This is a genomic window from Marinomonas rhodophyticola (assembly GCF_026113935.1).
In the GTDB taxonomy this organism is placed as follows: Bacteria; Pseudomonadota; Gammaproteobacteria; order Pseudomonadales; family Marinomonadaceae; genus Marinomonas; species Marinomonas rhodophyticola.
Genome location: NZ_JAPEUL010000006.1, coordinates 186,696 through 209,799, shown reverse-complemented (window position 1 = coordinate 209,799; position 23,104 = coordinate 186,696). Strand labels below are relative to the sequence as shown.

25 protein-coding genes, 1 other RNA gene and 1 pseudogene are annotated in these 23,104 nt (G+C 44.0%); 10 read left to right on the top strand and 17 right to left on the bottom strand.

Translation table 11 applies throughout. From position 1 onward, the window contains the following. Positions 1 to 2 precede the first annotated feature (2 nt). The 12 genes from ONZ52_RS06970 to smpB form a co-directional block, all read right to left on the bottom strand. The gene (locus tag ONZ52_RS06970; RefSeq protein WP_111606806.1) at positions 3 to 272 is read right to left on the bottom strand and encodes a K+/H+ antiporter subunit F; all 270 of its coding nucleotides are present in this window, start codon (positions 270 to 272) and stop codon (positions 3 to 5) included. After that, the gene (locus ONZ52_RS06965; protein ID WP_265217957.1) at positions 266 to 751 is read right to left on the bottom strand and encodes a Na+/H+ antiporter subunit E; all 486 of its coding nucleotides are present in this window, start codon (positions 749 to 751) and stop codon (positions 266 to 268) included. Before ONZ52_RS06965 ends, ONZ52_RS06970 begins: the two co-directional genes overlap by 7 nt. Then, the gene (locus ONZ52_RS06960; protein WP_265217956.1) at positions 748 to 2,259 is read right to left on the bottom strand and encodes a monovalent cation/H+ antiporter subunit D; all 1,512 of its coding nucleotides are present in this window, start codon (positions 2,257 to 2,259) and stop codon (positions 748 to 750) included. Before ONZ52_RS06960 ends, ONZ52_RS06965 begins: the two co-directional genes overlap by 4 nt. Further along, the gene (locus ONZ52_RS06955; RefSeq protein WP_265217955.1) at positions 2,260 to 2,625 is read right to left on the bottom strand and encodes a Na+/H+ antiporter subunit C; all 366 of its coding nucleotides are present in this window, start codon (positions 2,623 to 2,625) and stop codon (positions 2,260 to 2,262) included. It lies immediately after the preceding gene. Beyond that, entirely contained in the window at positions 2,625 to 5,423 is a 2,799-nt protein-coding gene (locus ONZ52_RS06950) for a monovalent cation/H+ antiporter subunit A (protein WP_265217954.1), read from the bottom strand. The genes ONZ52_RS06955 and ONZ52_RS06950 overlap by 1 nt, the downstream gene beginning before the upstream one ends. Before the next feature lie 283 nt (positions 5,424 to 5,706). Next, entirely contained in the window at positions 5,707 to 6,798 is a 1,092-nt protein-coding gene (locus ONZ52_RS06945; protein ID WP_265217953.1) for a methyl-accepting chemotaxis protein, read from the bottom strand. 213 nt (positions 6,799 to 7,011) lie between these two features. Next, complete coding sequence (locus ONZ52_RS06940; protein WP_265217952.1) at positions 7,012 to 7,620, bottom strand: Yip1 family protein; 609 nt, start codon at positions 7,618 to 7,620, stop codon at positions 7,012 to 7,014. 264 nt (positions 7,621 to 7,884) lie between these two features. Further along, a complete protein-coding gene (locus tag ONZ52_RS06935) occupies positions 7,885 to 8,532 on the bottom strand; it encodes a hypothetical protein (protein ID WP_265217951.1) in 648 nt (215 codons plus the stop codon). A 710-nt stretch (positions 8,533 to 9,242) separates the two neighbouring features. Then, positions 9,243 to 9,749 carry a PBECR2 nuclease fold domain-containing protein gene (locus ONZ52_RS06930; protein ID WP_265217950.1) on the bottom strand — a complete coding sequence of 169 codons (507 nt, stop codon included), beginning with the start codon at positions 9,747 to 9,749 and terminating at the stop codon, positions 9,243 to 9,245. Positions 9,750 to 10,228: 479 nt separating this feature from the next. Continuing rightward, the gene (locus ONZ52_RS06920) at positions 10,229 to 10,945 is read right to left on the bottom strand and encodes a hypothetical protein (protein WP_265217949.1); all 717 of its coding nucleotides are present in this window, start codon (positions 10,943 to 10,945) and stop codon (positions 10,229 to 10,231) included. A 441-nt stretch (positions 10,946 to 11,386) separates the two neighbouring features. Further along, positions 11,387 to 11,747, bottom strand: a transfer-messenger RNA (tmRNA) gene (gene ssrA, locus ONZ52_RS06915). A 113-nt stretch (positions 11,748 to 11,860) separates the two neighbouring features. After that, positions 11,861 to 12,340: an SsrA-binding protein SmpB gene (gene smpB, locus ONZ52_RS06910; protein ID WP_111607185.1), complete on the bottom strand. Its 480-nt coding sequence runs from the start codon at positions 12,338 to 12,340 to the stop codon at positions 11,861 to 11,863. A gap of 181 nt (positions 12,341 to 12,521) precedes the next feature. Between smpB and ONZ52_RS06905 the strand changes: the two genes are divergently transcribed. From ONZ52_RS06905 to ONZ52_RS06890, 4 genes are read left to right on the top strand one after another with little or no spacing between them, the layout of a single operon-like run. Continuing rightward, positions 12,522 to 13,880 (top strand): sodium-dependent transporter, encoded by a 1,359-nt coding sequence (locus tag ONZ52_RS06905; RefSeq protein ID WP_265217948.1) that lies wholly within the window; start codon positions 12,522 to 12,524, stop codon positions 13,878 to 13,880. 1 nt (position 13,881) lies between these two features. Beyond that, positions 13,882 to 14,133 (top strand): type II toxin-antitoxin system RatA family toxin, encoded by a 252-nt coding sequence (locus tag ONZ52_RS06900; RefSeq protein WP_265217947.1) that lies wholly within the window; start codon positions 13,882 to 13,884, stop codon positions 14,131 to 14,133. Then, on the top strand, positions 14,024 to 14,314 hold the full coding sequence (locus tag ONZ52_RS06895; protein ID WP_265217946.1) for a type II toxin-antitoxin system RatA family toxin: 291 nt from the start codon (positions 14,024 to 14,026) through the stop codon (positions 14,312 to 14,314). Before ONZ52_RS06900 ends, ONZ52_RS06895 begins: the two co-directional genes overlap by 110 nt. A gap of 1 nt (position 14,315) precedes the next feature. Continuing rightward, positions 14,316 to 14,594: an RnfH family protein gene (locus tag ONZ52_RS06890; RefSeq protein ID WP_265217945.1), complete on the top strand. Its 279-nt coding sequence runs from the start codon at positions 14,316 to 14,318 to the stop codon at positions 14,592 to 14,594. Between the two features lie 3 nt (positions 14,595 to 14,597). Here ONZ52_RS06890 and ONZ52_RS06885 read toward each other — a convergent pair whose 3' ends face one another. Further along, positions 14,598 to 14,915 carry an outer membrane protein assembly factor BamE gene (locus tag ONZ52_RS06885; protein ID WP_265217944.1) on the bottom strand — a complete coding sequence of 106 codons (318 nt, stop codon included), beginning with the start codon at positions 14,913 to 14,915 and terminating at the stop codon, positions 14,598 to 14,600. Positions 14,916 to 14,984: 69 nt separating this feature from the next. On the opposite strand from ONZ52_RS06885, the gene fur reads away from it, so the two are divergent. Continuing rightward, complete coding sequence (gene fur / locus ONZ52_RS06880) at positions 14,985 to 15,395, top strand: ferric iron uptake transcriptional regulator (RefSeq protein WP_111607180.1); 411 nt, start codon at positions 14,985 to 14,987, stop codon at positions 15,393 to 15,395. 72 nt (positions 15,396 to 15,467) lie between these two features. On the opposite strand, the gene ONZ52_RS06875 is transcribed toward fur, so the two are convergent. From ONZ52_RS06875 to ONZ52_RS24650, 3 genes are read right to left on the bottom strand one after another with little or no spacing between them, the layout of a single operon-like run. After that, a complete protein-coding gene (locus tag ONZ52_RS06875; protein WP_321160276.1) occupies positions 15,468 to 16,571 on the bottom strand; it encodes a DNA repair protein RecN in 1,104 nt (367 codons plus the stop codon). A gap of 31 nt (positions 16,572 to 16,602) precedes the next feature. Continuing rightward, positions 16,603 to 16,863 (bottom strand): hypothetical protein, encoded by a 261-nt coding sequence (locus ONZ52_RS24655; protein WP_321160275.1) that lies wholly within the window; start codon positions 16,861 to 16,863, stop codon positions 16,603 to 16,605. 20 nt (positions 16,864 to 16,883) lie between these two features. After that, positions 16,884 to 17,138, bottom strand: a complete 255-nt coding sequence (locus ONZ52_RS24650) for an AAA family ATPase (RefSeq protein ID WP_321160274.1) — start codon at positions 17,136 to 17,138, stop codon at positions 16,884 to 16,886. A gap of 185 nt (positions 17,139 to 17,323) precedes the next feature. On the opposite strand from ONZ52_RS24650, the gene grpE reads away from it, so the two are divergent. The 3 genes and pseudogenes from grpE to dnaJ all read left to right on the top strand — a co-directional run bounded on the left by grpE (position 17,324) and on the right by dnaJ (position 21,203). Continuing rightward, on the top strand, positions 17,324 to 17,902 hold the full coding sequence (grpE, locus tag ONZ52_RS06870; protein WP_265217943.1) for a nucleotide exchange factor GrpE: 579 nt from the start codon (positions 17,324 to 17,326) through the stop codon (positions 17,900 to 17,902). A gap of 101 nt (positions 17,903 to 18,003) precedes the next feature. Beyond that, complete coding sequence (gene dnaK / locus ONZ52_RS06865; protein WP_265217942.1) at positions 18,004 to 19,917, top strand: molecular chaperone DnaK; 1,914 nt, start codon at positions 18,004 to 18,006, stop codon at positions 19,915 to 19,917. Positions 19,918 to 20,079: 162 nt separating this feature from the next. After that, positions 20,080 to 21,203, top strand: a pseudogene (gene dnaJ / locus ONZ52_RS06860) (molecular chaperone DnaJ). On the opposite strand, the gene ONZ52_RS06855 reads toward dnaJ, so the two are convergent. Beyond that, positions 21,193 to 21,855, bottom strand: coding sequence for a uridine kinase family protein (locus ONZ52_RS06855; protein ID WP_265217941.1), 663 nt, complete (start codon positions 21,853 to 21,855; stop codon positions 21,193 to 21,195). The pseudogene dnaJ and the gene ONZ52_RS06855 overlap by 11 nt on opposite strands. Positions 21,856 to 21,982: 127 nt before the next feature. On the opposite strand from ONZ52_RS06855, the gene ONZ52_RS06850 reads away from it, so the two are divergent. After that, positions 21,983 to 22,540 (top strand): uridine kinase, encoded by a 558-nt coding sequence (locus tag ONZ52_RS06850; RefSeq protein ID WP_265217940.1) that lies wholly within the window; start codon positions 21,983 to 21,985, stop codon positions 22,538 to 22,540. Positions 22,541 to 22,549: 9 nt separating this feature from the next. After that, positions 22,550 to 22,879 carry a DUF3392 domain-containing protein gene (locus ONZ52_RS06845; protein WP_265217939.1) on the top strand — a complete coding sequence of 110 codons (330 nt, stop codon included), beginning with the start codon at positions 22,550 to 22,552 and terminating at the stop codon, positions 22,877 to 22,879. Positions 22,880 to 23,104 lie beyond the last annotated feature (225 nt).

Here is a 23,104-nt window from a genome sequence, read left to right as displayed (position 1 = left end):
CCTTATTCTATGATGTCGCCGCGAAGTAAGTATTTACAAAGTGCAGCGGTACTGACGAATCCAAGCATGGCGATTAATACCGCTGCCTCAAAGTAAAGCGCACTTTTCACGTGTATTCCGTATAACAGAATCAGAGCAATGGCATTGATGTACATGGTGTCCAATGCCAAAATGCGATCTGATGCTGTTGGCCCTTGTAATAAGCGCCATAAATTCAGAATCAAAGCGATGCAAATACAAATGGCCACAATAATGATGGTATAACTTAACATCCGAAAATCTCCTTGATTGGCCTTTCATAACGTTGCTTAACGGATTCAATCAGCTCTGCTTCATTTTCTAAATGAAGGGCATGAACATAAAGCCACGCTCTGTCTTTCGATACTTCTGCGCTGACAGTACCTGGCGTGAGTGAAACAGTGCTCGCTAAAATGGTAATGCCTAGATCAGAGTCGACCTCGATTGGGATGGCGACAAAGCCAGGTTTTAACTTTTTGACTGGTCCAATAATCAGCAAAGCGACTTCTACGTTGGCGGTCAAAATGTCCTTCATGACCATCAGCACATAACGAATAGCCAACCAAGGCTTAAGAATCTTAGGGTGTTCATCCCGCATTCCTGTAACAAGCCAAGGTATTGTAATGGCAAAGAAGGTAGCCAGTACTATGTGACCGGCACTGATGGAATTATTCAATAACAACCAGACCACAAAAAGTAATAGGCTATGAAATGGCATTGGGAATAATTTCATGGCGTGACTCCTGGTAGTAATCCATAGGCAGAAGACTGAATGTCATGCAGATAATGCGCTGCTTGTAGTGTAAACTCGCTCACTGCGCCGCCAAACAATACTAAAACCGGAGCAGCCAGTAATAAAAGAGCAATACTGGCAATTTCCATCGGTTTAGCTGGTTCTGCTTCGGCTAATACCGTGCCATTGTGGCGCCAGAACAGCGTGGTACCAGCTCTGGAGAAAGTGACTAACGCAGCTAAACTGCCCAGCAAAATCAACGGCCATACCCACATGGTTTGTGCTGTCGACTGAGTCGCTTGCAGTATCATAATTTTTCCTACAAAACCGGATAGAGGTGGCATACCTACCAAGGCTAAGGCGAGAATAGCGAAAGCAAAACCAAGCAATCTCGGCTGCACAAATGGACGAGAACGGACGAATCGGTCTTCCGCTTTACCACGCTGACGAGCCATAATGTCAGCGAGTAAAAACAGTCCAGCTGACGCCAATGTGCTGTGCACCATATAATACAATGCAGCAGACGTGGCGGCTTCGGAGTTGATTGCTGCACAAGCGAGTAAACTACCGCTGGAAACGATAACCAAATTCGCACTGAGCGTTTTAATACCTGGGCTGGCTAGCACACCAATGCTGCCAATCGTGATGGTTAACAACGCGAGAGGCCATAGCCAAGGCGTGGCAATATTTGCGAGTTCTCCAGCGTGTTCGCCAAAAATAACAGTATAAACACGGAAAATACTGTAAACCCCAACCTTGGTCATAATAGCGAAAAGTGCAGCGACTGGCGCACTCGCACTGGCGTAGGTTTTAGGCAGCCAAAAATGCATGGGCAGCATGGCGGCTTTTAAACCAAACACCACTAACAGTAACAAGGCGCCTGTTTTTGCCAATGTTGCGGTTTCCCCTTGTAGCTGACCAACCTTAATGGCCATGTCTGCCATATTGAGCGTGCCAAGCGTGCCATACAAAATACCAAGTCCGAATAGAAATAAACTGGAACCAACAAGGTTGAGAATCACATAGTGTAAAGCGGCTTGGGTCTTTTGCTTACCGCCAGCATGAATTAATAGAGCGTAAGAGGCGATTAATAGGACTTCAAAAAAGACGAATAAGTTAAAAATATCGCCGGTTAAAAAAGCACCGTTAATGCCCATGACTTGGAACATAAACAAGGGGTGAAAATAAGCGCCCCCCTTATCTTGTCCTGCAACCGCATACAGCATGACAGCAAACGCTAAGAATGCTGTTAGCAATACCAGTAATCCAGACACTTTATCGGCCACTAGAGCAATACCAAAAGGCGCCTGCCAGCCACCTAAAGCATAGAGCTGTACGCCTTGGTTATTAATTTGATAAAGCAAAAAGGCGCAAGAAATCAGTAAAAACAAGGTTCCAATGATGGAGGTGACACGTTGCGCATGAATGTCACGAGAAATGGGTGGCAGCAACATAATAGTGCCAAACAACAAAGGGATCAGAATGGGAAAAATGCTTAAATGTTGCATTTATTGGTTCCCTCCGGATTTTTGCGTCGTACTATTTGGTTGCTCAGGGATAGTACCGTCAACATGGTCATTGCCTAAATCGGCTCTGGCGCGCATGGCTAAAATTACCACAAAAGCGGTCATGGCAAAGCCGATAACAATCGCCGTTAGCACCAGAGCTTGTGGAAGAGGGTCACTGTATTGTTCTGATTGCCCAAGTACAGCCGCGGCATTCAGTTTTAATCTACCGCTGGCGAATAAAAATAAATTCACCGCATAAGATAACAGGGTTAAACCAATAACCACGGAAAAAGTACGGCCTCTTAAGGCCAGAAAAATGCCGCAAGCGGTTAATAAACCAACGCAAAATGCGTACATACCTTCCATTAATCATGCTCCTTTTGAATAGGACGCTCACTGGTGGTTAATTGACCAAGATTTGCAAGAATCAACATAGTCGCCCCCACCACAGTAAGGAAAACACCAAGATCAAATATCATGGCACTGGCTAGCTCAAATTTGCCAATCACTGGCAAGTAGAAATAATCGAACCAGGATGACAAGAAAGTGTGCCCAAAGATCCAGCTCCCCAAGCCGCTTAGCGTGGCGATACCAATCCCCGAACCAATCATGATTTGATAATCTAGTTTAATGCGAGTCTTGATCCATTCGACACCGTGGGCGATGTATTGTTGGATAATGGCAACAGACGTGATCAGGCCTGCAATGAAACCGCCGCCAGGCATATTGTGTCCACGTAAGAAAATATAGGCGGATACTAATAATGCTAAAGGCAATAAACTTTGAGAAATCACGGTTAACAAAATGGGATGCCTATCTTCTGACCACGGCAAACCATTATCGTCTGTGGCGGGCATGAATAAACGCATTTTGGCAATGAGCTTATAAATACCGAGTGCTGCAATCCCTAAAACGGTAATTTCTCCAAGCGTGTCGAAACCACGGAAATCCACCAATATCACGTTGACCACGTTGGTACCACCACCACCGGTTTTACTGTTTTCTGTAAAAAAGGTCGAAATGGTATCGAGAGGACGTGTCATCAACGCATAACTGATAGTACCAATCACGCCACCAATTAAAGAGGCCAGACTTAAATCACGCACGACACGACGCGGAGAAGACTCTTTCGGGGTCTTTTGGGGCAAGAAGAACAGTGCCAAAATCAATAGAATCACCGTCACGACTTCAACAGATAACTGCGTCAGAGCCAAATCCGGCGCAGAGAACTGAGCAAACGCCAGAGACACGATCAAACCTACAACGGATAGTGTCAGCAAGGCCACGACCCGTCTTCTGTGCCAGATCACCGTTGCCAAAGCAGAAATACACAACAATACCGCGCAGGTGATAGACAACGCATCTACTGGGATTTCAGGACGCTGCCCTGCCGTAGCATTAAGCTTCATTAATGAAGACGCCGTCATGATCACCGCAAACCCTAAAGTAAAGAACACATAGCGCTGCAAAGAACCGTTTTCAGTCATAGTAATGACACGCTGCGCTTTAACCACCAATGACTGAACAATGCCTTCAAAGACTAGCTTAGGATCACTGGTTGGAAACTGCGCTTGAAACTTAAATAAGTGTGAACGGTTGTAGTACATGAAAAGACCGCCAATCAAGGCAATCACGCTCATCAATAGGGGGAAGTTAAAGCCATGCCAAATCGCCAAGCTATAGGTTGGCGCTGGGCCATTCAGCGTGGCATTAGCCGCGGCAAATAACAGATCGCCCACCACTAAACTTGGAAAAATACCCACAACTAAGCATAGGGCCACCAAAATCTCGACCGGCACACGCATGTAGCGTGGTGGTTCATGGGGCGTTTTAGGTAAGTTGATTGGTTCACCATTAAAGAACACGTCATGAATAAAGCGAGTGGAATACGCCACCGCAAACACACCGCCTAATGTTGCCAGCACTGGAATGAACCAAGATAAAGAACCTAGGGACGCTTGGTGTAGAGTCTCGGTGAAGAACATCTCTTTAGACAAGAAACCGTTCATCAATGGCACACCAGCCATAGAGGCTGACGCGACCATCGCCAATGTCGCCGTATAAGGCATGTATTTCCACAGACCGTTTAACTGACGCATATCGCGAGAGCCAGATTCATGGTCAATGATACCTGCCGCCATAAATAAGGATGCCTTGAAAATAGCGTGGTTAATGATATGGAAAATAGCGGCCACAGCGGCGAGGTCTGTTCCCATGCCCAACAGCAAGGTGATTAACCCTAAATGACTGATGGTCGAGTTCGCCAAAAGACCTTTCAAATCATGTTGGAACAATGCGATATAGGCGCCAACTAAGAAGGTAATTAAGCCTGTCAGGCTGACGATTAGGAACCATAAATTGGTGTCCGCCAACGCAGGGTAAAAACGCGCCATTAAGAAAATACCGGCTTTTACCATGGTCGCCGAATGCAAATAAGCACTCACTGGTGTTGGCGCTGCCATGGCATTTGGCAGCCAGAAGTGAAACGGGAATTGAGCGGACTTTGTAAATGCGCCAAGCAATACCAGTACCACAATAACCGGATAATTCGTACTGGCCTTGATTAACTCACCGCTGTCTAAAACGTCCTGTAGGCTAAAGCTGCCAACCGTATTACCAAGAATCAACAAACCTGCTAAGAGTGCCAAACCGCCCGCACCCGTGACAGTGAGCGCCATTCTTGCCCCTTTTCTGGCTTCCGCTTTATGCCCCCAGAAGCTGATGAGCAAAAAGGAGCTGATACTGGTTAATTCCCAGAAAAACCAAAGTTGAATCAAATTATCTGACAGCACCACGCCGAGCATGGCAAACATAAATAAGATCAGGTACGCATAAAATTTGCCGATGGAGTCCTTCGCTGATAAGTAATAACGGGCATACAATATGACCAAAAGACCAATGCCTAAAATCAAAATCGCAAACAGCAGGGCCAGACCATCTAAGCGAAAAGCGAGTTCCAATCCAATTGCAGGAATCCATGGCACGACCGCTTGAAAACGCTCACTCTGAAAAATCTCTCCAGCATGCGATAGCACTAAGAACAAAGTTAAAGCAGGCAACGCTGCCGTCATAAAGGCACAAGCGGTGCGACTAAAGCGAGCGGTAATAAGAGGAATTAACGTGCCTAATAAAGGCAAAAACGGCAACCAGATAAGTGAGTTCAAGATGAAAACTCCTTTCTAGCGAATGGAAATCGAATAAAAATGAGCTGTACAAGCATGGTGTTGTCCTAACAATCGGTCTCTACGTATGGTTTTTGGTATGGCCCAGAGAATGGACTTAACAAGCATAGCCTTTTACTAATGTAATCAATAGCCTAAAACTCCTTACAGTAAAAGAAATTATCACGCGTATGTGACAAAAACAGACAAGCATAAGAAAGCAACTGGCGTAAAAAGTTCCGCGAGTTGCTTGGTTATAGAGTGGATCAAGACTATATAGTCGTTTTTACCGCGCGTGAGTCACTTCTGCCATCAATGTTTCAATATTGACTACAACCTCTAAACTCGCTACTTCCATTCTATCGAGCATTTGCAACATGTCCTTTGTATTACCCGCAGCGGCCGCTTTTAATGCCGCACGACCAGACTCATGTACGGCCTGATGTGGTTTTTCAATGGCTTTGAAGCTTTTTGAATGTTGATAATGTTTATGTCCATAGCCTTTATAGTACCAATTTCCAAGTCGGCATTCTGTGTGCATGTTTACTTCTTCGGTAAATTTCTTCTTATCAATTCGATTGTAGACATCATTTTTCCAAACTGCATGATCCAGTTTCACGGTATTTAAAAAAGAGTGCGTGGCCGCGGTTTTAATCACCTGTTGCATGTGATCAGAGCGCTCTATAACATTTTCTACAACCGCATCAATCTGAGACGATGAGGTCGCCACTTCCATGGCACTTTGCTGATTTTGTTCCACCATGGTTTTAATTTGTTCGGTTTGACTAATCACTTGGCGAACCAAACTCTCAACCTGTTCACTGGCAGAGTGCGTCTTGCTGGCAAGATTGCGGACTTCATCGGCCACCACGGCAAAACCACGCCCTGCGGAGCCAGCGCGAGCCGCTTCTATTGCGGCATTTAACGCAAGTAAATTGGTTTGATCAGATATTTCTTGAATACTGGATACTAATTGGCTAATGCCTTTGGCGGTTGTATCGAGCACCTGAGTGGCCTCCATACTGGCGCTGGCTTGCTGATTGATTAAAGAGGCTCGCTCACTGAGTCGTACCAATGCGCTTCTTGTCTGATCAAACATACTGTCGAGTTGTTTGATTTCTTGGCGTTCATGAATCAGGCTTTCTGCACTCTCTGCCAAACCAAAGCGAATTGAATTCAGCATGTCACCACCACGAAGTTGGTAACGAATTAGCTCTTGTCCACTGTCATGCTGGCCGACTTGTTCAGAGGCTTTTTTGCGCAGACTGACAAGCTGGTCTTCCATGGCCGATATATGTTCTTTATGTACTCTTTTTTCGTGTTCAAGTTGTTGTTCTAAAGTGTGAATTCGTTGTTTTAAGGTGGAAGAAAAGAACATCTATCCTACTCCGTCGGCATTAGACTGTTTTGTTAATGTATTTGGGGCAGTATATAGAAAGAGTCAAACGGTTGGCATGGGGCGGATCAAGAGAAGCGTAAGTATCTGTAGAAAAATGTAATCCACTGACACGTAATTATTTTAGGTAAAGAAAACCCGCCTCTGATGGCGGGTTTAAATGGATAAGGGCTTACACTGTCTGACTCAATTAGGTTAGAAGAATTTCCACACAATGCTGTGTTCTGAGCCAAGGCTCCACAACAACACAACGGCAGCGAGCAAAGCCTCGAGCACCAAAACCCCTATGCCCAACGTCGTACTAGAAAGAATAAAGCCTTGTTTATGACTAATGCCTAAAAAGCTTGGCGTACCACGGTATAAAAGATAGCCGGTATACGCGACCCCAATCACACAGGCTAATAAACACAACCAAATGATAGGATAAATGGCAAATATCCCACTTAAAAACATCGGTGTTGCAATGTACCCCGCAAACACAATGCATTCTTGACGAGGTGGACGGCTAGAATGATTACGCGCCATCCAATGGATTAAGCTACCAACCATGGCGACCGCCACTAAAATAAGCGCATAAAACAATACGCCCAGACCAAGACCGTCCATCAAAGACACTTTAATGGCTTCATCACCACCAAACGTCCAGCCAAATTGAGTGGTACCTATAAAGGTACTGACGACCGGAATGGCCGCCATCCAAAGTACATGATGAAAATACATATGGCTGACGGATTCATGTTCCTCATTAATCGCGCGCCATTCTTTATCTGGATGATGAATAAGACCCCAAACATGATTGATCATGGATTCCCCCTTGCCTCACAGAGTGAGCATAATGGATTTGGAAAAACTCCTGATACAGCCACGCCCAAACAAAGTGGCTTATACAGAGTATAGATCTATACGCAAAAATAAGCGTAAAAGGTGATAACGTTTTTTTATAAACAAGGTATTAGTAATGCGATTTAGATGTAAGCAGACGTAGTACAACGCTACTAGGTTTGAGTAAAACAAGGCGGAATAGAGCAGGGCTGAACACCATGTCAGCCCTGAAAAGCGCCGCGAGGCTTATTCGCAGCTGTAGTCTTCCTGCATTTCTACGGCATAAGGCGTGTCGACAGGATTGTTAAAATTGGCGCGAGCAATGGCATCTTTGGCTAAAAATTCAAACATTTTCCATTTTGAACAGCTGGCATGAACCACGGTATTGGTGGAATCCAACAGCAACTTATTTTGTCTATCGGTGAGCGTGTAATGAAAGCTATAAACATTGGTTTGGCTTTCTACTGTTTTGTAGCCACTGACAATTGGTTCCATAAAATTGCGATAACGAGTGAAACACGTGCGCGTGTCAGACCCTGGTTCTTTATGGCAGATGGTGTAAGGCAGATTGTGTTCATTGTTAAACACTGGCACTTGCGTCGATTCTACCTTCGCCTCAGAGGTAAAGTTTACCACTAGTTTATAATCCGGATCGCTGGGGGACTCGGATACATTGGTAAAACCGCGCTCCTTGAAAGCCGCAACAATATCGGGAAGGTAGCGTTCATTCGTCAGCGCATCGCCATTTGGGTCGGGGAGTACCGCAATCGTTGCAGAGCTATCAATGTTAATGTTTGAACTCACATTGCTCACATTGTGGCCTGACAGCTTAACACTGGACGAGCAACCAGATAACAGCGCTGAAAACAGCACAAACACAGCAAACCATTTCATAAGAGTATTCCCCACTGCTTATCAGAAAAAATTATCCGATCAATATGAAAGCATAGATAACACGCAAAGCCGAGGTGTGTCCGTCTCTTTTCATACGTTTTTCAAAAAACTTACTATTGCGTCGCAATTGAATAAATGTCGCCATTTAATAGCTGAGTGGCAGGGCGCTGGCTTAGCGTTTCATCAGAGAATGACGGCTGTACAAGAGCGAGCCAAATATCCCACGATATTGAAAAAACTGTTGAAGTTGTCGCTAAGCGACTTTTGTCGGCCTTGTGGGTTGTGCCTTTAGGTCGACAAATCTTGCCTAACACATCACATCTTTAATTTTTGTAGATACTCTGTGGTGTCTACACTCTTTGACTTATGCTTTTCTGATAAATCAACCACTTAAGTGGTAGAAATGAGGGGCGAACCCTGTATAAAACACTTGTGAAATAAATAAAGCATTGATTTATAATATATTTTTTAGTAGTTCGGTGTGTCTGTTGTGTGTCTTTTATGATGTTCTTTAGTTCACGTATAAACTAAGAATTGGTTTACTTTAGTTTATGTATAAACTAGTATTTGTAGTGAAAGCGAGAAGCAAGTTGGCCTTACTGCCTATAACTTGTGGAAGGACCCCATAGATAAGTAAGTGTCTGTGTCAGGGTGGGACCTTTCTCCATTGCCCATGGATAATTAGGGCGCATATTTTAAAGGGTAACAGTTCATTCTGTTACCCTTTTTCTTTGGTAAATTATTTCTCCCGACCTGTGTTTATTGAGACGTTTCGCGTCTATCTGCATGAAGTTCCATAGTGTATGTGTCTCGTGTTGAGCGACAACAACAAGCATTTGATATCGGCTTGTGTAGGTTCCAATAAACTGTAGTTTGACTGTGTCGTTATCATATTGAGAGCGCCATACCTCAAAAGGGTCACTGATTGTTGCTAAGGCATAATGAATATAGCGTTCTCGTGCATCCATTCGTTTTTCGACTATATGGCCTAAATGCTTAGCCTCTATATCAATTAGTCCTATAGGTGTTTCAAGTTGCTTTATATCGCTCTCATGCAGCAACCCAAATTCACGCATTAAGATATTTATAGCCTCATCAAGGCTTTCTGCCTCTTCTATTACTTCGGGGCTGTGTAGCCTATGCTCGGGTGGCAGACTTCGTAAATCTTCTAGCCCTATCTCGTTCCATTGAGGTTGGTCTGTTGTTCTTTTCGCCATTCGTTCAGGACTCGTTTTTTGCTGCAAGTGGATTCAATCTTGTAGCTTCTTCTAAAAAATCGGGCGCTAGGCGTGCGCAGCACATGGTCTTTTTTATGTCACTATGGCCGAGTACCCTTTGTAAGGTCAAGATGTTGCCGCCGTTCATCATGAAATGACTTGCGAATGTGTGTCGACCCTTTTGAAAAAAAGCGTGGGCTGCTTGGCCTTTTGTTAGTTCATTAGCAGTTTTCTTTTCCGACGTTTGCCGTCGCGTAAAAAATGGCCGTGTTTGCGTCCAATAGCTTAGCCAATTTAGACAGGCTGTGCATGTCCTTATGTTTTTCGAACTACGGCTTTACATCCGCTTGGGTTTCAAGCTGGGCGATAGTGTAACGCTGGGGCCGCTCACACTCGGCCTTAGTGGGAAAGACTCGCTTATGCTCGCGACTGCCACGACCATTCACACGAAAGCGGACTTCTTAGCCATTAGTTATTTTTTAATTGACATTTCTTAATGTCCTAATTATTGCGGGAGATGTCTCTGTTATATTAACTATATGGCGTGATAGGTTATCCTCCTCTTTTAATATTTCACAAGAATAGATTACCTCTCTAATTATTTTATCTTTGTCGGTATAGCTGATTTTCAATTCTATTTTATTACTTTTTCTACTTAATAAAGTGGCGTTAAATTTTTCACTTTTATGTATTTCTATAGCAGGGAGATCAATTGAAAATTTATGAATTTGATCTTTTTTTAATATAGGTAATTCATATTTGTTGTTGTTTACTGTAAATTTTAATCTGGTTGCTTCTTCTCCAATGTTTTGAATGTCTAAGTGTAATAATTCTTTTTCATTGACAGGTGTTGATGAAAAGGTGTCATTGGTGTAGTTTTCGCCTGAATAGTTAAATCTTACAGACCTAAAGTTAAAATCTGGTTGTATGGATAATTGTTGAGATATTCGTTCCTGTATAAGCCAATTTTTTGTAAATTCAGAATTTTTATGTTCTTTTATATATCCAATTATCAACATTAGAAATGCAAGTGGGGAAAAAATCCCGCCTAAAAATCCTCCAACATCCTTAATTTCGATGCTTTTAAGGTCTTCTAGGCTTATATCAAAATATTTATGAATTATAAAAAAATAAACAGCAAAAAGTGCTCCCGATAAAGTGAAATTATCAGTTATGAAGGTAATTATTTTTTTCATTTTTCCTTCCTCTCCTAAATCATCGTATTGCCAGACTACACAACGCGGCCAACTATTTTAAGTTTGCTCAAGTCCTGAGTTGGCATGTCATGTCTCAGTCGTTCTTGTTGTCTGAGGTGATAGCAACCAAGCCGTCTAGCTGTTTTTGCACTCGTTTTACAAATAAGTCTCCATCCTAGGGGATGAGGTACACCGCTGTTACTCTTTGCTAATTGAAAAGTGTAAAGGTTTTCTCTAGAGGAGTCGCTATTTTCGTTAAGTGATAAGGAGGGGATGGTTCGCTGAATGGGGTGATTTTGGTAGAAAGAGGTGGGAGTGGTAAATTTAAGGCAATAAAAAACCACCCGAAGGTGGTTTTTTATATGACTCACAAACAGTGTGTCGTTTGTGTGTCGACTTCATCTTAAAAAGTGCAAACCCTTTTAAAATCAAGCCTTTAATTGGTGGAGGCGGGGGGGTCGAACCCCCGTCCGTCAGTCCTCTGCCATCGGCTCTACATGCATAGTCACTTCTATTATTTGACCACGAACCGCCCGAAGGACAGGGTGTTAATGGCGAGCCTACTTAATCTTATAACCTTATCCCTAGGCGGGGCATCAGTTAGCATCTTGTAATTTATGATACTGCAGAATCTCTGGCTACAAGCAACCTGAGGGCAGCACACTAGCAGCGGTTTAGGCTGCTAAAGCGTAGTTTTCGTCGTTTGCGACTATTAAATTGATACGGGGGATTAACGAGATCACGTATCACTCTCGACATGCACCTTTGGGTTTGTAACCGACGTCGAAACCATGTCGCCCCCAAAAAGTAACGTTAGTTTAACGCAAACTATTGGCTTACGCTAGAGATAACGCTGAAATGCTTAGTTTGTTCCTATTCACTACACGGTTAAATAACCTTTATGAATGGGTCAGACTAGGCACTGTGTTTCATTAATCGTTCTTTGTCTCTTGACCAATCACGATCACGTTCAGTATCACGTTTGTCGTGTTCTTTTTTACCTGTTACCAAAGCGATTTCGCATTTGATTTTGTTGGCTTTCCAGTACAGTGCCATGGCCGCACAGGTTTTGCCTTTTTGCTCGGTGACTTGGATGATCCTATCAAGCTCTTTGCGGTTCAACAGTAATTTACGTTGGCGCAAAGGTTCACAAACAACATGCGTTGAGGCACTAAGCAGTGGCGTAATACGCGCACCGACAAGCCACGCTTCGTTTTGGTGGATGATGACGAAGGAGTCTACTAATTGGGCTTTGCCTTCGCGCAGGCTTTTTACTTCCCAACCAGATAAAACCAAACCGGCTTCGAACTTCTGGTCGACAAAGTAGTCGTATTTTGCACGTTTGTTAAGCGCGATGGTGCCCGTGCTGCTGGATTTTTTCTTTACTTTACTCATAGTTGGAAATTATACGGTCGATAGAGGCAAAAACCTATGCTTTTCTTGAGGTATGCGCCTGAATGTTGGAAAATTCGTACCTGTTAACTAAATTTGTCTGGTTAGGTGTCACGTACGTTGCTTATGTTCGTATTTTGTTCCTATCCTTAAAACACATCTTGTGTATTTAGAGCCTAAATTTATGCCTGAAAGTCGATGTTTACAAGGTATCTGGTCAAGTCCATGGATATTTATTTTTGCGGCCAGCGGATCTGCTGTGGGATTAGGCAACATTTGGAAGTTTCCCTATGTGCTTGGTGAAAACGGTGGCGGCGCTTTTTTGGTAGTGTATTGCCTGTGTCTACTGCTGGTGGGTTTGCCGGTACTGATCGCAGAAGTGGCGCTTGGCCGAACAGTGCGTTCAAATCCTATTGATACGGTAAATGATTTAAGTGAACGCCGCATTGTGCACCCTGCTTGGGTGTTGGTGCCTTGGTTAGCGGGGATCACAGGTTTTTTGATTTTGACGTTTTATAGTGTGATTGCTGGCTGGTCTATTGCTTATTTGGACCGAGCTATCACGGGGGGATTTGATAATATTACTCAGGTGGGCGCGTCTAGCATGTTCAATGAACTGTTAGCGACGCCCAGTGAAATGTTATTGTGGCATTCGGTCTTTATGGTATTGGTGGTATTGACCGTTGGCCAATCGGTGACGCGCGGTTTGTCCGCTGTAGTACGCATTTTATTGCCCGTGTTGGTGGTAACACTGTTATTACTGGCGTGTTATTCGATGATGATCGGCAATATGAGCGAGGCATTGAACTTTATGTTCCGCTGGTCTTGGCAGAATATTACCTTTGATGTGGTATTGGCCGCTGTCGGTTTGGCGTTGTTTAGTTTAAGTGTTGGCATGGGAGCCATGTTTGCTTATGGCGCCTATATGAGTAAACGTATGTCCATTGCTCGAGCCTGTAGCATTGTGGTGGGCGTGGATTTGTTGGTGGCTCTTTTAGCTGGGCTGGTGATTTTTCCGTTGGTTTTCTCGTTTGATATTGATGTTCAGGCGGACTCAAGTTTGACGTTTGTGTCTTTGCCGATCATTTTTGGTAATTTGTTAGGCGGGCAGTTTTTTGCAGGGGTGTTCTTTTTATTGCTTGTGGTGGCGGCGTTAACCTCGGCGATTTCCATGTTGGAACTGTTTGTCGCTTGGTTGCATGAAAAATTTTACATTGCCCGTTTAAAAGCGGCGTTATTAATGGGCATGGCGGTTTGGTTTGTGGGCATTGCCGTGTTGTTGTCTCTTAATCATTGGGACAGCAAGCTGATGTTTGGACTAAATCTGTTTGAATTATTGGATAAATTTACATCCCTGATTCTTTTGCCTGTTGGGGCGATTTTGTTGTCCGTTTTGGTGGCGTGGTTTATTCCTCGTCCTATGCTGCAAAATGAGATGATTACAAAGCAAGCAAATCACTTTCAATGGTGGTATAAGACATTGAAATACATAAGTATTCCAGCAATGATAGTGATTACTCTTGCTGGCTGGATAGGAGTGTAATTTGAGCCATATAGAGCGATTCGCGCATGTGAATTACAGTTGTGAGCAAATGTTTGCACTGGTGAATGATATCGATGGTTATCCTGAGTTTTTACCGGGTTGCTTGGGACTCTACTCTCATTTCAAAAACGCCAACAGAAATCGTGGCTTCTTTGGAAGTGGGAAAAGGGCCGGTAAGACAATCTTTCACAACCAAGAACTTTTTGGAAAATTACAGTCGAATAGAGATGACTTTGGTGAAAGGGCCATTTAAACGTTTGCATGGGGTATGGACGTTCACAGAGTTGTCTCCGACAAGCTGTAAAATTATGCTGAGTATTAATTTTGAACTGAGCGGCATGCTGAAATTTGCCTTTGGTGGGGTGTTTAGTCAAATTGCCAACACCATGGTGGATTCTTTTAGCAAGCGGGCCAAAGTGGTGTACGGTGAATAAGATGAGAGTGGAAGTAGCGTATGCTCTACCTGAAAAGCAGAAAATTATCACTTTAGAGGTTGAAGAAGGTTGCACAGTGCGCGATGCGGTTCGTCGTTCTAATATCCAAGTTTTTTTTCCGGATGTGGATGTAGAAACGGTGAAGGTGGGGATTTTTGGTAAAGCGGTAAGAAACGCAGAAGAGCAAGTGTTAAAAGAAGGCGAGCGAGTTGAGCTGTATCGTGAGCTGAAGGTTGACCCAAAACAAGCTAGGGCCAACCGTGCAGCAAAAAACAACTAAGGATTAGTTGTTTTTGATTTGTGTTAAGACGCCATCGCTAAAAATTAGCACCAGGTCGTCTGCATCACTTTGTTTGGTGTCTGGCGTTGCGTATAGTGTTGTGTATAGGTAATGCCATTCGTTTGGTTTAAAGGTGTCTCTTAGCATTGGGTTGCCCAATAGATAAGTGACCTGAGATTCAGACATGCCAATTTGTAACTGTGATAGCTGTTCCTTGGTGACAAGGTTTCCTTGTGTTACTGGAACCTTGTAAGGTGGTGGAAATAAACTGCATGCGCCGAGTGAAAGCGCTGCGCATAATATTAAAACTGATTTTTTCATTTGTATTATCCTTACTCTGGTGTGCTAATGATAAAGTAATTATCAACAAGATCGAATAGAGAATGACTCATGACTAGCGAAAATCAAGAGCTAAAGAAAGCGGGACTCAAGGTAACTCTACCACGAGTGAAAATTTTACAAATTCTTGAAGGTGCGGGCGACCGTCATATGAGTGCTGATGATGTGTATCGCACTTTACTAGATCAAGGTGAAGACGTAGGTTTAGCGACGGTTTATCGAGTGCTAACCCAGTTTGAAACTGCAGGATTAGTACAACGCCATCACTTTGAGGCTGGTACGGCTGTGTTTGAGTTGGCGAAAGGCGATCATCATGATCATATGATTTGTCTAGACAGCGGCAAGGTGATTGAATTTGTTGATCCTATTATCGAAAAGCGTCAACGCGAAATTGCAGAAGAGCATGGTTTTGATATTGAGGACCATAGCTTGATTATTTACGTGCGTCCAAAGAAAAAATAATCGTTCATATGACCTTTGGGTGATACATAGAAGGGCTTAAACGACGAGTTTAGGCCCTTTTTATTGAGTGGGTTATTGCAATTGGACATTGCCAAGCATTTCACGGGCGTGAGCGAGTGTTTGCTCAGTGAGTTCGAGTCCGCCTAACAAGCGAGCGATCTCTTGAGTGCGGTGCTGATCTTTGAGTAACTCGACTTGAGAAGAGGTTGCTTCGTCTTCAACCAGTTTGCTGACTCGTAGATGCTGATTGCCTTGTGCGGCCACTTGCGCCAAGTGAGTCACACAAAAGACTTGGCCACGTTTGCCAACAGAGCGCAGCATACGACCTACCACCTCGGCGATGCCGCCGCTGATGCCAACGTCTACCTCATCAAAAACCAAGGTCGGAATAATCGATGTGTGTGCGGTCACTACTTGAATTCCCAAGCTGATACGTGACAGCTCACCACCCGAAGCGACTTTTCGTAACGGCTGTGCTGGTTGGCCAGGGTTAGAGGCAATCATGTATTCAATGTCCTCAAAACCATTGGCTGATACTTGATTAAGGGGTTGGCACTGAATAAAAAAGCGTGCGTGGGGCATGCCAAGCCCGTGTATCTGTTCTTCGACTTTTTGTGCTAGCTCGTCTTTGGCAATAATGCGCTTCTCTGTCAATGTTGTCGCAAGTGCGGTGAGCTTTTCATAGGCTTGCTCTTCTTTTTCTTTTAATGACTCTAAGCTTTCTTCGCTGCTTTGTAAGCTGTCTAGTTCTGCTTCGACACTTTCTCGTAAGGCCAACAAGCCCTCAGGTAAGGTTCTGTGTTTGCGAGCCGTATCGTAAATATCCGATAAACGCTGCTCTACATTTACAAGACGCTCAGGGTTTTGTTCTAAGGTGTCTTGGTAATGATGCAAACTGTCTGCCGCTTCTTGTGCTTGTATCAAAGCCACATTCATCATTTCCAGTGCGTTTTCCAGTTCTTTGGTGGCTGGGCGGATTTGGCTGGCACTGTTAATAGCTTGATGTAATAAAGAGCAAACATTGCCTTCGTCACTGTCGATTAAAATGCCGCTGGCTTGGTACGCTTTGTATTGAGAGTCGGCAATGTTCGACAAAAAGGCCTGCTCGTTTTCTAATTCTTCGATTTCGCCTTCTTTTAAATCAAGCTGTTGTAGTTCTTGAGCCTGATAAGACAAAAGCTGGATTTTAGCATCTTGCTCTGCGGATCTATTTTGTTGTGCAGAGAGGCTCTTCTTTCAGCTGTCGCCATATTGAATACTGTTGGCTGACTTGTTTGCTTAACTCGGTAAGGCGACCATATTCATCAAGCTGTTGTCTTTGGGCGTTCTTTTTCAGAAGAGACTGGTGCTCATGTTGACCATGGATATCGACCAGTTGACTGCCGACTTCTTTTAAGTCGTTCAATGTGCAAGGGCGACCGTTTATGTACGCTTTAGAGCGACCTTCTTTGCTGATCACACGACGCAAAATACAATGTTGGTCGTGTTCTAGGTCTCTTTCTTCCAGCCATTTTTGTACATGCGGGTACTGTTGTATGTCAAAGCTGGCGCTAATATCCGCTTTTTTTCACCATGTCGAACGACAGCCGCATCGGTACGATCGCCGAGGCAAAGCGATAAAGCATCCACCATGATGGATTTACCGGCACCGGTTTCACCTGAAATCACAGTCATGCCTTTTTTGAATTCCAGTTCTAAAGATTCAACGATGGCGAAGTTGGAAATAGCGATGCTGGTCAGCATAGAGTGCTCCAAAGAAAAATATATTTATATGGTTATTTATACAGTACTTGGTTGTTTTTTGACAAGTGCTGTTCGTAAATTTAATTCCCATAAAATTAATGCGGCTTTGACTGTTGAAAGCGAAAAAGCTGTCCCCATATAAGTGGCACAGACAAAGAATTGTTTCTGTTATTTGGAGTTGAAGAATGAGTGAGCAGCAAAAAGATCCTAATCTAGAAGCGGAGCAAGATTTGAAAAGCGAAACACAGAACGACACAGTAGAAGAGATTTTAGAGCCTGAAGTAGAGACTTTAGAAGAAGTTACTGAAAATGATGAGCTTGCAAAAGCGCTAGAAGAAGTCGCTCAGTATAAAGAAGCGGCACTTCGTGCCCATGCTGACGCGCAAAACGTACGTCGTCGTGCTGAACAAGATGTCGAAAAAGCGCACAAGTTTGGTTTAGAAAAGTTTGCTAAATCGATTGTGAACGTGGCAGACAATCTTGAGCGCGCACTGGCGTCTGCACCAGATACAGGTGAATCTGACCCTGTTCGTGAAGGTGTTGAGCTGACGCTAAAAGATTTGCTTGAAACATTGGCTCGCTTTGAAGTGAAAGTGGTTGATCCACATGGTGAACCCTTTAACCCAGAGTTACACCAAGCCATCACTATGGTGCCAAACCCTGAACTAGAAGCGAATACCGTCATGGACGTTGTTCAGAAGGGTTACACCATTAATGGCCGCTTGTTGCGTCCTGCTATGGTCGTTGTTTCAAGTGCAGCTTAATTTACTGTCATTTTTTTGACACCGGACGCTTGAAATACATTTAAGCGTACCCAAATACAGAATTATCATCGTCATAAACGAATTTATTGGAGATACAAACCATGGGTAGAATCATTGGTATTGACTTAGGTACAACGAACTCTTGTGTTGCTGTGTTGGACGGCGAGAAAGCGCGCGTTATTGAAAACGCGGAAGGCGATCGCACCACACCTTCCATCGTGGCTTTTGCCGAAGATGGTGAAGTGCTTGTCGGTCAATCAGCTAAACGTCAAGCGGTTACCAACCCAACAAATACTTTGTTTGCGGTTAAGCGTTTGATCGGTCGTAAATTTAAAGACGACGTGGTTCAAAAAGACATCTCTATGGTGCCTTACAAAATTATTGCTGCAGATAACGGCGATGCGTGGGTAGAAGTGAAAGGCGACAAGAAAGCGCCACCACAAATCTCTGCTGAAGTTTTGAAGAAAATGAAGAAAACAGCGGAAGACTACTTGGGTGAGAAAGTGACTGAAGCGGTTATCACTGTGCCTGCTTACTTCAATGACTCTCAACGTCAAGCAACCAAAGACGCGGGTAAAATCGCAGGTCTAGAAGTTAAACGTATTATCAACGAGCCAACAGCGGCGGCGTTGGCTTATGGCCTAGACAAGAGCACTGGCGACTCTACTATCGCGGTTTATGACCTTGGTGGTGGTACATTCGATATCTCTATCATCGAGATCGCTGACGTAGATGGCGAGAAGCAATTCGAAGTATTGTCTACAAACGGTGATACTTTCCTAGGTGGTGAAGACTTCGATATGCGTGTTATCGAGTACTTGGCTGCAGAATTTAAAAAATCGTCTGGTATCGATCTTCACAACGATCCACTAGCGCTACAACGTTTGAAAGAAGCGGGTGAGAAAGCGAAAGTTGAGTTGTCTTCTTCTTCTCAAACAGAAGTGAACTTGCCTTACATCACGGCCGATGCGACAGGTCCTAAACACTTGAACGTGAAATTGACGCGTTCTAAGTTGGAGTCTTTGGTTGAAGAGCTTGTGTTGAAATCGCTTGAGCCTTGCCGTCAAGCATTGAAAGACGCTGATCTAACGGCGGCTGATATCAATGAAGTAATCTTGGTTGGTGGTCAAACACGTATGCCATTGGTACAAGCGAAGGTATCTGAATTCTTCGGTAAAGAGCCACGTAAAGACGTGAACCCTGACGAAGCGGTTGCGATCGGTGCCTCTATCCAAGGTGCGGTACTTTCTGGTGACGTGAAAGACGTTCTTCTTCTAGACGTAACACCATTATCTCTAGGTATCGAGACAATGGGTGGTGTGATGACGACGTTGATCGAGAAAAACACGACGATCCCAACGAAGAAATCACAAACTTTCTCTACAGCAGAAGACAACCAAAATGCGGTAACGATTCATGCATTGCAAGGTGAGCGTAAACAAGCGTCGCAGAACAAATCTCTAGGTCGTTTCGACTTGGCTGACATTCCACCTGCTCCACGTGGTGTGCCACAGATCGAAGTAAGCTTCGACATCGATGCGAACGGTATCTTGAGCGTGTCTGCGAAAGACAAAGCGACCGGTAAAGAGCAATCTATCGTGATCAAATCGTCTTCTGGTTTGAGCGATGAAGAAGTTGAAAAAATGGTTCGTGATGCCGAAGCGAATGCAGAAGAAGACCGTAAGTTTGAAGAGCTTGTACAAGTTCGTAACACTGCCGACGGCATGATCCATGCGACGCGTAAAACATTAGCGGATGCCGGTGATAAGGCGTCTGCTGAAGAGAAAGCGGCGATTGAAACGGCGATTACTGAGCTTGAAGAAGCGTTGACATCTAATGACAAAGAGAAGATTGAAGAGAAAACCAATGCGTTGACTCAGGCGTCTGGCACTTTGGCTCAGAAGATGTACGCCGATGCTGAAGCGGGTGCTCAATCTGCAACAGGCGAGCAAGCTAAGTCTCAAGACGATGCTGTTGATGCTGAGTTTGAAGAAGTAAAAGAAGATAAAAAATAAGCGTTAAGCTCTTATTTTGCCCTCGTTAGTGGGGCTGTGTATGGCAGGCACGGTTTTTGACCGTGCTTTGCTATTTGCACAATATGAGTTTGGTGTTTTTTAGATGTAGATTTTTTAATTCAGGCTTTTTAATTCAGGCTTTTAAATTCAGGAATTGCTGCGATGAGCAAAAGAGACTATTACGACGTTCTTGGGGTGGCCAAAGGCGCGGATAAGAAAGATATTAAAAAAGCTTATCGTTCTTTGGCGAATAAGTACCACCCAGACAAGAATCCAGATAACCCAGAAGCACTTGAAAAGTTCAAAGAACTTGCTGAGGCTTACGAAATCTTGTCTTCCGATGACAAGCGTGCAGCCTATGATCGTTTTGGTCACGATGGCGTGAATGGCCAAGCTGGTGGCTATGGCGGTGGCGCAGGCGCGGGCGGTTTTAGTGATATTTTTGGTGATGTATTTGGTGATATTTTTGGTGGCGGTGGTGGACAAAGCCGAACGCGCCGAGGCTCCGATTTACGTTACACTCTTGAGCTGGATCTTGAGCAAGCGGTGTGGGGGTGCGAAGAAAAATACGCATTCCAACCCTAGTAAATTGTAAAACCTGTGATGGTTCAGGTGCGAAAAAAGGCTCAACGCCTAAGACGTGTGGTACCTGTGGTGGTGCGGGTCAAGTACGTATGTCACAAGGTTTTTTCTCTGTTCAACAAACTTGTCCAGAATGTCATGGTGCCGGTCAGGTTATTTCTGATCCATGTTCAGATTGTCATGGTCAAGGCCGCGTACAAGAATACAAAACATTGAATGTCAAAATTCCAGCCGGTGTCGATACGGGTGACCGTATTCGTTTGTCTGGCGAAGGCGAAGCGGGTACGCATGGCGGTCCTGCAGGTGATTTGTTTGTTCAAGTGTCCGTGAAGCCTCATAGTATTTTTGAACGCGATGGTGCGAATCTTTACTGTGAAGTGCCTATTAGTTTCACAACGGCGGCATTGGGCGGTGAAATTGATGTACCGACACTTGATGGACGCGTACGCTTGAAGGTGACGGCTGAGTGTCAATCAGGAAAACTATTCCGTCTTCGTAATAAGGGCGTGAAACCTGTACGTGGCGGTCCAGTTGGTGATCTAATTTGTAAGGCTGTGGTTGAAACACCAGTAAACCTGACGTCTCGTCAAAAAGAACTGCTTACCGAATTGGCTGAAAGCATGGGTGAGGGCACCAATCACTCGCCTAAGCAAAAAAGCTGGTTTGATGGTGTGAAACGTTTTTTCGACGACATTAAAAAGTAATCACAGCGGCTTTCTTAGTCTCTGTATAGAAAAAGGCGCCTATTTGGCGCCTTTTTCTTTTTAGTAAGAAATCAATATGGCTTCGTAATAAGTTGGCCGCATTGGTAAAACTTTTGTTATTGGGGATAATAAAGTCCGCTTTGCTGCGGATCTCTAAGGTTTTTAATGACGCTTGGCGCACATGGCGCATGTATCGACTGGTGACTTCGTTGACGTCGCGGCCACGTTCTGCGATGTCTCGCTTTAGGCGGCGCACAATGGCTATGTCCATGTCTGTGTCGACGTATAGAAGGTAATCAACCGCGTCACGAATACCCGGATCTTGGAACATCATGTGACCTTCCACTAGCACAACATGTGTAGGGTCCAAATTTCGGTAGCCCACTCGCTTGTGCTGAGAATGGTCGTAAACCGGAATTTCATTAGGCTGCTGGCGATTTTTGCAGTTATGAATGGCTAAAGTGAGGCTTTCAAGATCTAACGAACTTAAATCGTCAAAGTTATACACATCTGGGTCAATGCTGCCGCATCCATTGTAGAAACTGTCTTGGCACAAAACGGTGATTTTGTCATCTTGACCTTCTGCTAATAGAGAACAAAGTCGGCTTTTTCCGCTGCCGGATACGCCTGTAATGCCAATAACAAGAGCCATGTATTACCTCAGTAAATAAAGTTTTTGTCCGCCTTGAACTAGAGGCGTTTATACTGTTGTATTATATATCAGGTTACGTGTTTTTTGCCTGTAAAACTAAATTTTCATATCGTAAAGGAAAGAAGGAATGCGAAGAATTTCCTTGTCGTTTTGCGTTGCTAGTGTGCTTGCTTTGTTCTCTGTGGCCAGTGTGTCGGCAAATACGTCAAATGACATGACCTCTCGTGCTTCTAGCATCGCAGAGTTGTTTGGTTTGTCTTTAAATGATTTGAGTTTGGAGCGTTTAGAAAAGCAACTTACTACCATGGGGTTGCGTAGTTATCCCTCTTATAAAGAAGGTGTGGTCAGCTATAGTTTGGGGCCGGAAGGTATTTTCGGTGTGACCAATGCGACTATTTATTCCAATTCGTCTGGTTATGTTAGCCAAGCCTTGTTATCTGGTGTTGTCGAAAGCAATGAAAAGCGCAAAGCATTAGGTGATTTATTGGAAAAAAAATACGGTGCGCCTAGTGGCGGGTATCTAAACAAGGGAATTGGTCGTTCAACTTGGTTGTTCAAAGATGGCACCTTGATTGAACTGCATAACAGTACATTTGATGTGTCTATTCTGTATGTTGATGAGCATCCCCGCGAAGTGACGCGTTCTGGTCAAATTGATGTCGAAGCCTTATCTCGTAAAAAATAGTGGTTGTTTATGTTTATTGTGGATCTTAATTTACGGGTGGCGCATTTTATTCAGCCCCATCTTCAGGATATCTCTCTCGCGTTCGTGGCAACATGTTTGGTGATATATGGGGATAAGGTGAATGCTTACCTTAAGCGGTTGGTTGCCTCTTGGGTATTCATTGCTAGGGTGAGTGCGTTTATTTTGATGTGTACCTTTGGTTATGGACTGTTAACCTTATGGAGCCAGCCATTGGTGTATTGGGGAATTACGCAGGTGGAGTTTGTCTATCGACCTGCTTTGGTGATCGGTTGTTTCTGTGTTTTAGGGATTTTGGCCGAGAGAAAGCGTCATTTGTAAAATAATTCATGAAATTTCCTGTCAGTTTTCGTTGCCAAATTACAACATAACCGAACGGTTTAGGCTGATGTGGCGTTTTATTTTATGATTATGTAGTAAAGTTTCTAGACCTTTCTGGTTATTTCGTTATTTCTATAAAAAATCACGCTAAATATAAGATTTTAAAGGTTTTTTGTTGCCTTATTACAATTTGTTTTTGTTCTGAAGTGCCGTTAGACTGCGCCC

Coding starts and splice junctions, on each gene's coding strand:
- ONZ52_RS06970 (WP_111606806.1), bottom strand. CDS start 272: ATGTTAAGTTATACCATCATTATTGTGGCCATTTGTATTTGCATCGCT.
- ONZ52_RS06965 (WP_265217957.1), bottom strand. CDS start 751: ATGAAATTATTCCCAATGCCATTTCATAGCCTATTACTTTTTGTGGTC.
- ONZ52_RS06960 (WP_265217956.1), bottom strand. CDS start 2,259: ATGCAACATTTAAGCATTTTTCCCATTCTGATCCCTTTGTTGTTTGGC.
- ONZ52_RS06955 (WP_265217955.1), bottom strand. CDS start 2,625: ATGGAAGGTATGTACGCATTTTGCGTTGGTTTATTAACCGCTTGCGGC.
- ONZ52_RS06945 (WP_265217953.1), bottom strand. CDS start 6,798: ATGTTCTTTTCTTCCACCTTAAAACAACGAATTCACACTTTAGAACAA.
- ONZ52_RS06940 (WP_265217952.1), bottom strand. CDS start 7,620: ATGATCAATCATGTTTGGGGTCTTATTCATCATCCAGATAAAGAATGG.
- ONZ52_RS06935 (WP_265217951.1), bottom strand. CDS start 8,532: ATGAAATGGTTTGCTGTGTTTGTGCTGTTTTCAGCGCTGTTATCTGGT.
- ONZ52_RS06930 (WP_265217950.1), bottom strand. CDS start 9,749: ATGGCGAAAAGAACAACAGACCAACCTCAATGGAACGAGATAGGGCTA.
- ONZ52_RS06920 (WP_265217949.1), bottom strand. CDS start 10,945: ATGAAAAAAATAATTACCTTCATAACTGATAATTTCACTTTATCGGGA.
- smpB (WP_111607185.1), bottom strand. CDS start 12,340: ATGAGTAAAGTAAAGAAAAAATCCAGCAGCACGGGCACCATCGCGCTT.
- ONZ52_RS06905 (WP_265217948.1), top strand. CDS start 12,522: ATGCCTGAAAGTCGATGTTTACAAGGTATCTGGTCAAGTCCATGGATA.
- ONZ52_RS06890 (WP_265217945.1), top strand. CDS start 14,316: ATGAGAGTGGAAGTAGCGTATGCTCTACCTGAAAAGCAGAAAATTATC.
- ONZ52_RS06885 (WP_265217944.1), bottom strand. CDS start 14,915: ATGAAAAAATCAGTTTTAATATTATGCGCAGCGCTTTCACTCGGCGCA.
- fur (WP_111607180.1), top strand. CDS start 14,985: ATGACTAGCGAAAATCAAGAGCTAAAGAAAGCGGGACTCAAGGTAACT.
- ONZ52_RS24650 (WP_321160274.1), bottom strand. CDS start 17,138: ATGCTGACCAGCATCGCTATTTCCAACTTCGCCATCGTTGAATCTTTA.
- grpE (WP_265217943.1), top strand. CDS start 17,324: ATGAGTGAGCAGCAAAAAGATCCTAATCTAGAAGCGGAGCAAGATTTG.
- dnaK (WP_265217942.1), top strand. CDS start 18,004: ATGGGTAGAATCATTGGTATTGACTTAGGTACAACGAACTCTTGTGTT.
- ONZ52_RS06855 (WP_265217941.1), bottom strand. CDS start 21,855: ATGGCTCTTGTTATTGGCATTACAGGCGTATCCGGCAGCGGAAAAAGC.
- ONZ52_RS06850 (WP_265217940.1), top strand. CDS start 21,983: ATGCGAAGAATTTCCTTGTCGTTTTGCGTTGCTAGTGTGCTTGCTTTG.
- ONZ52_RS06845 (WP_265217939.1), top strand. CDS start 22,550: ATGTTTATTGTGGATCTTAATTTACGGGTGGCGCATTTTATTCAGCCC.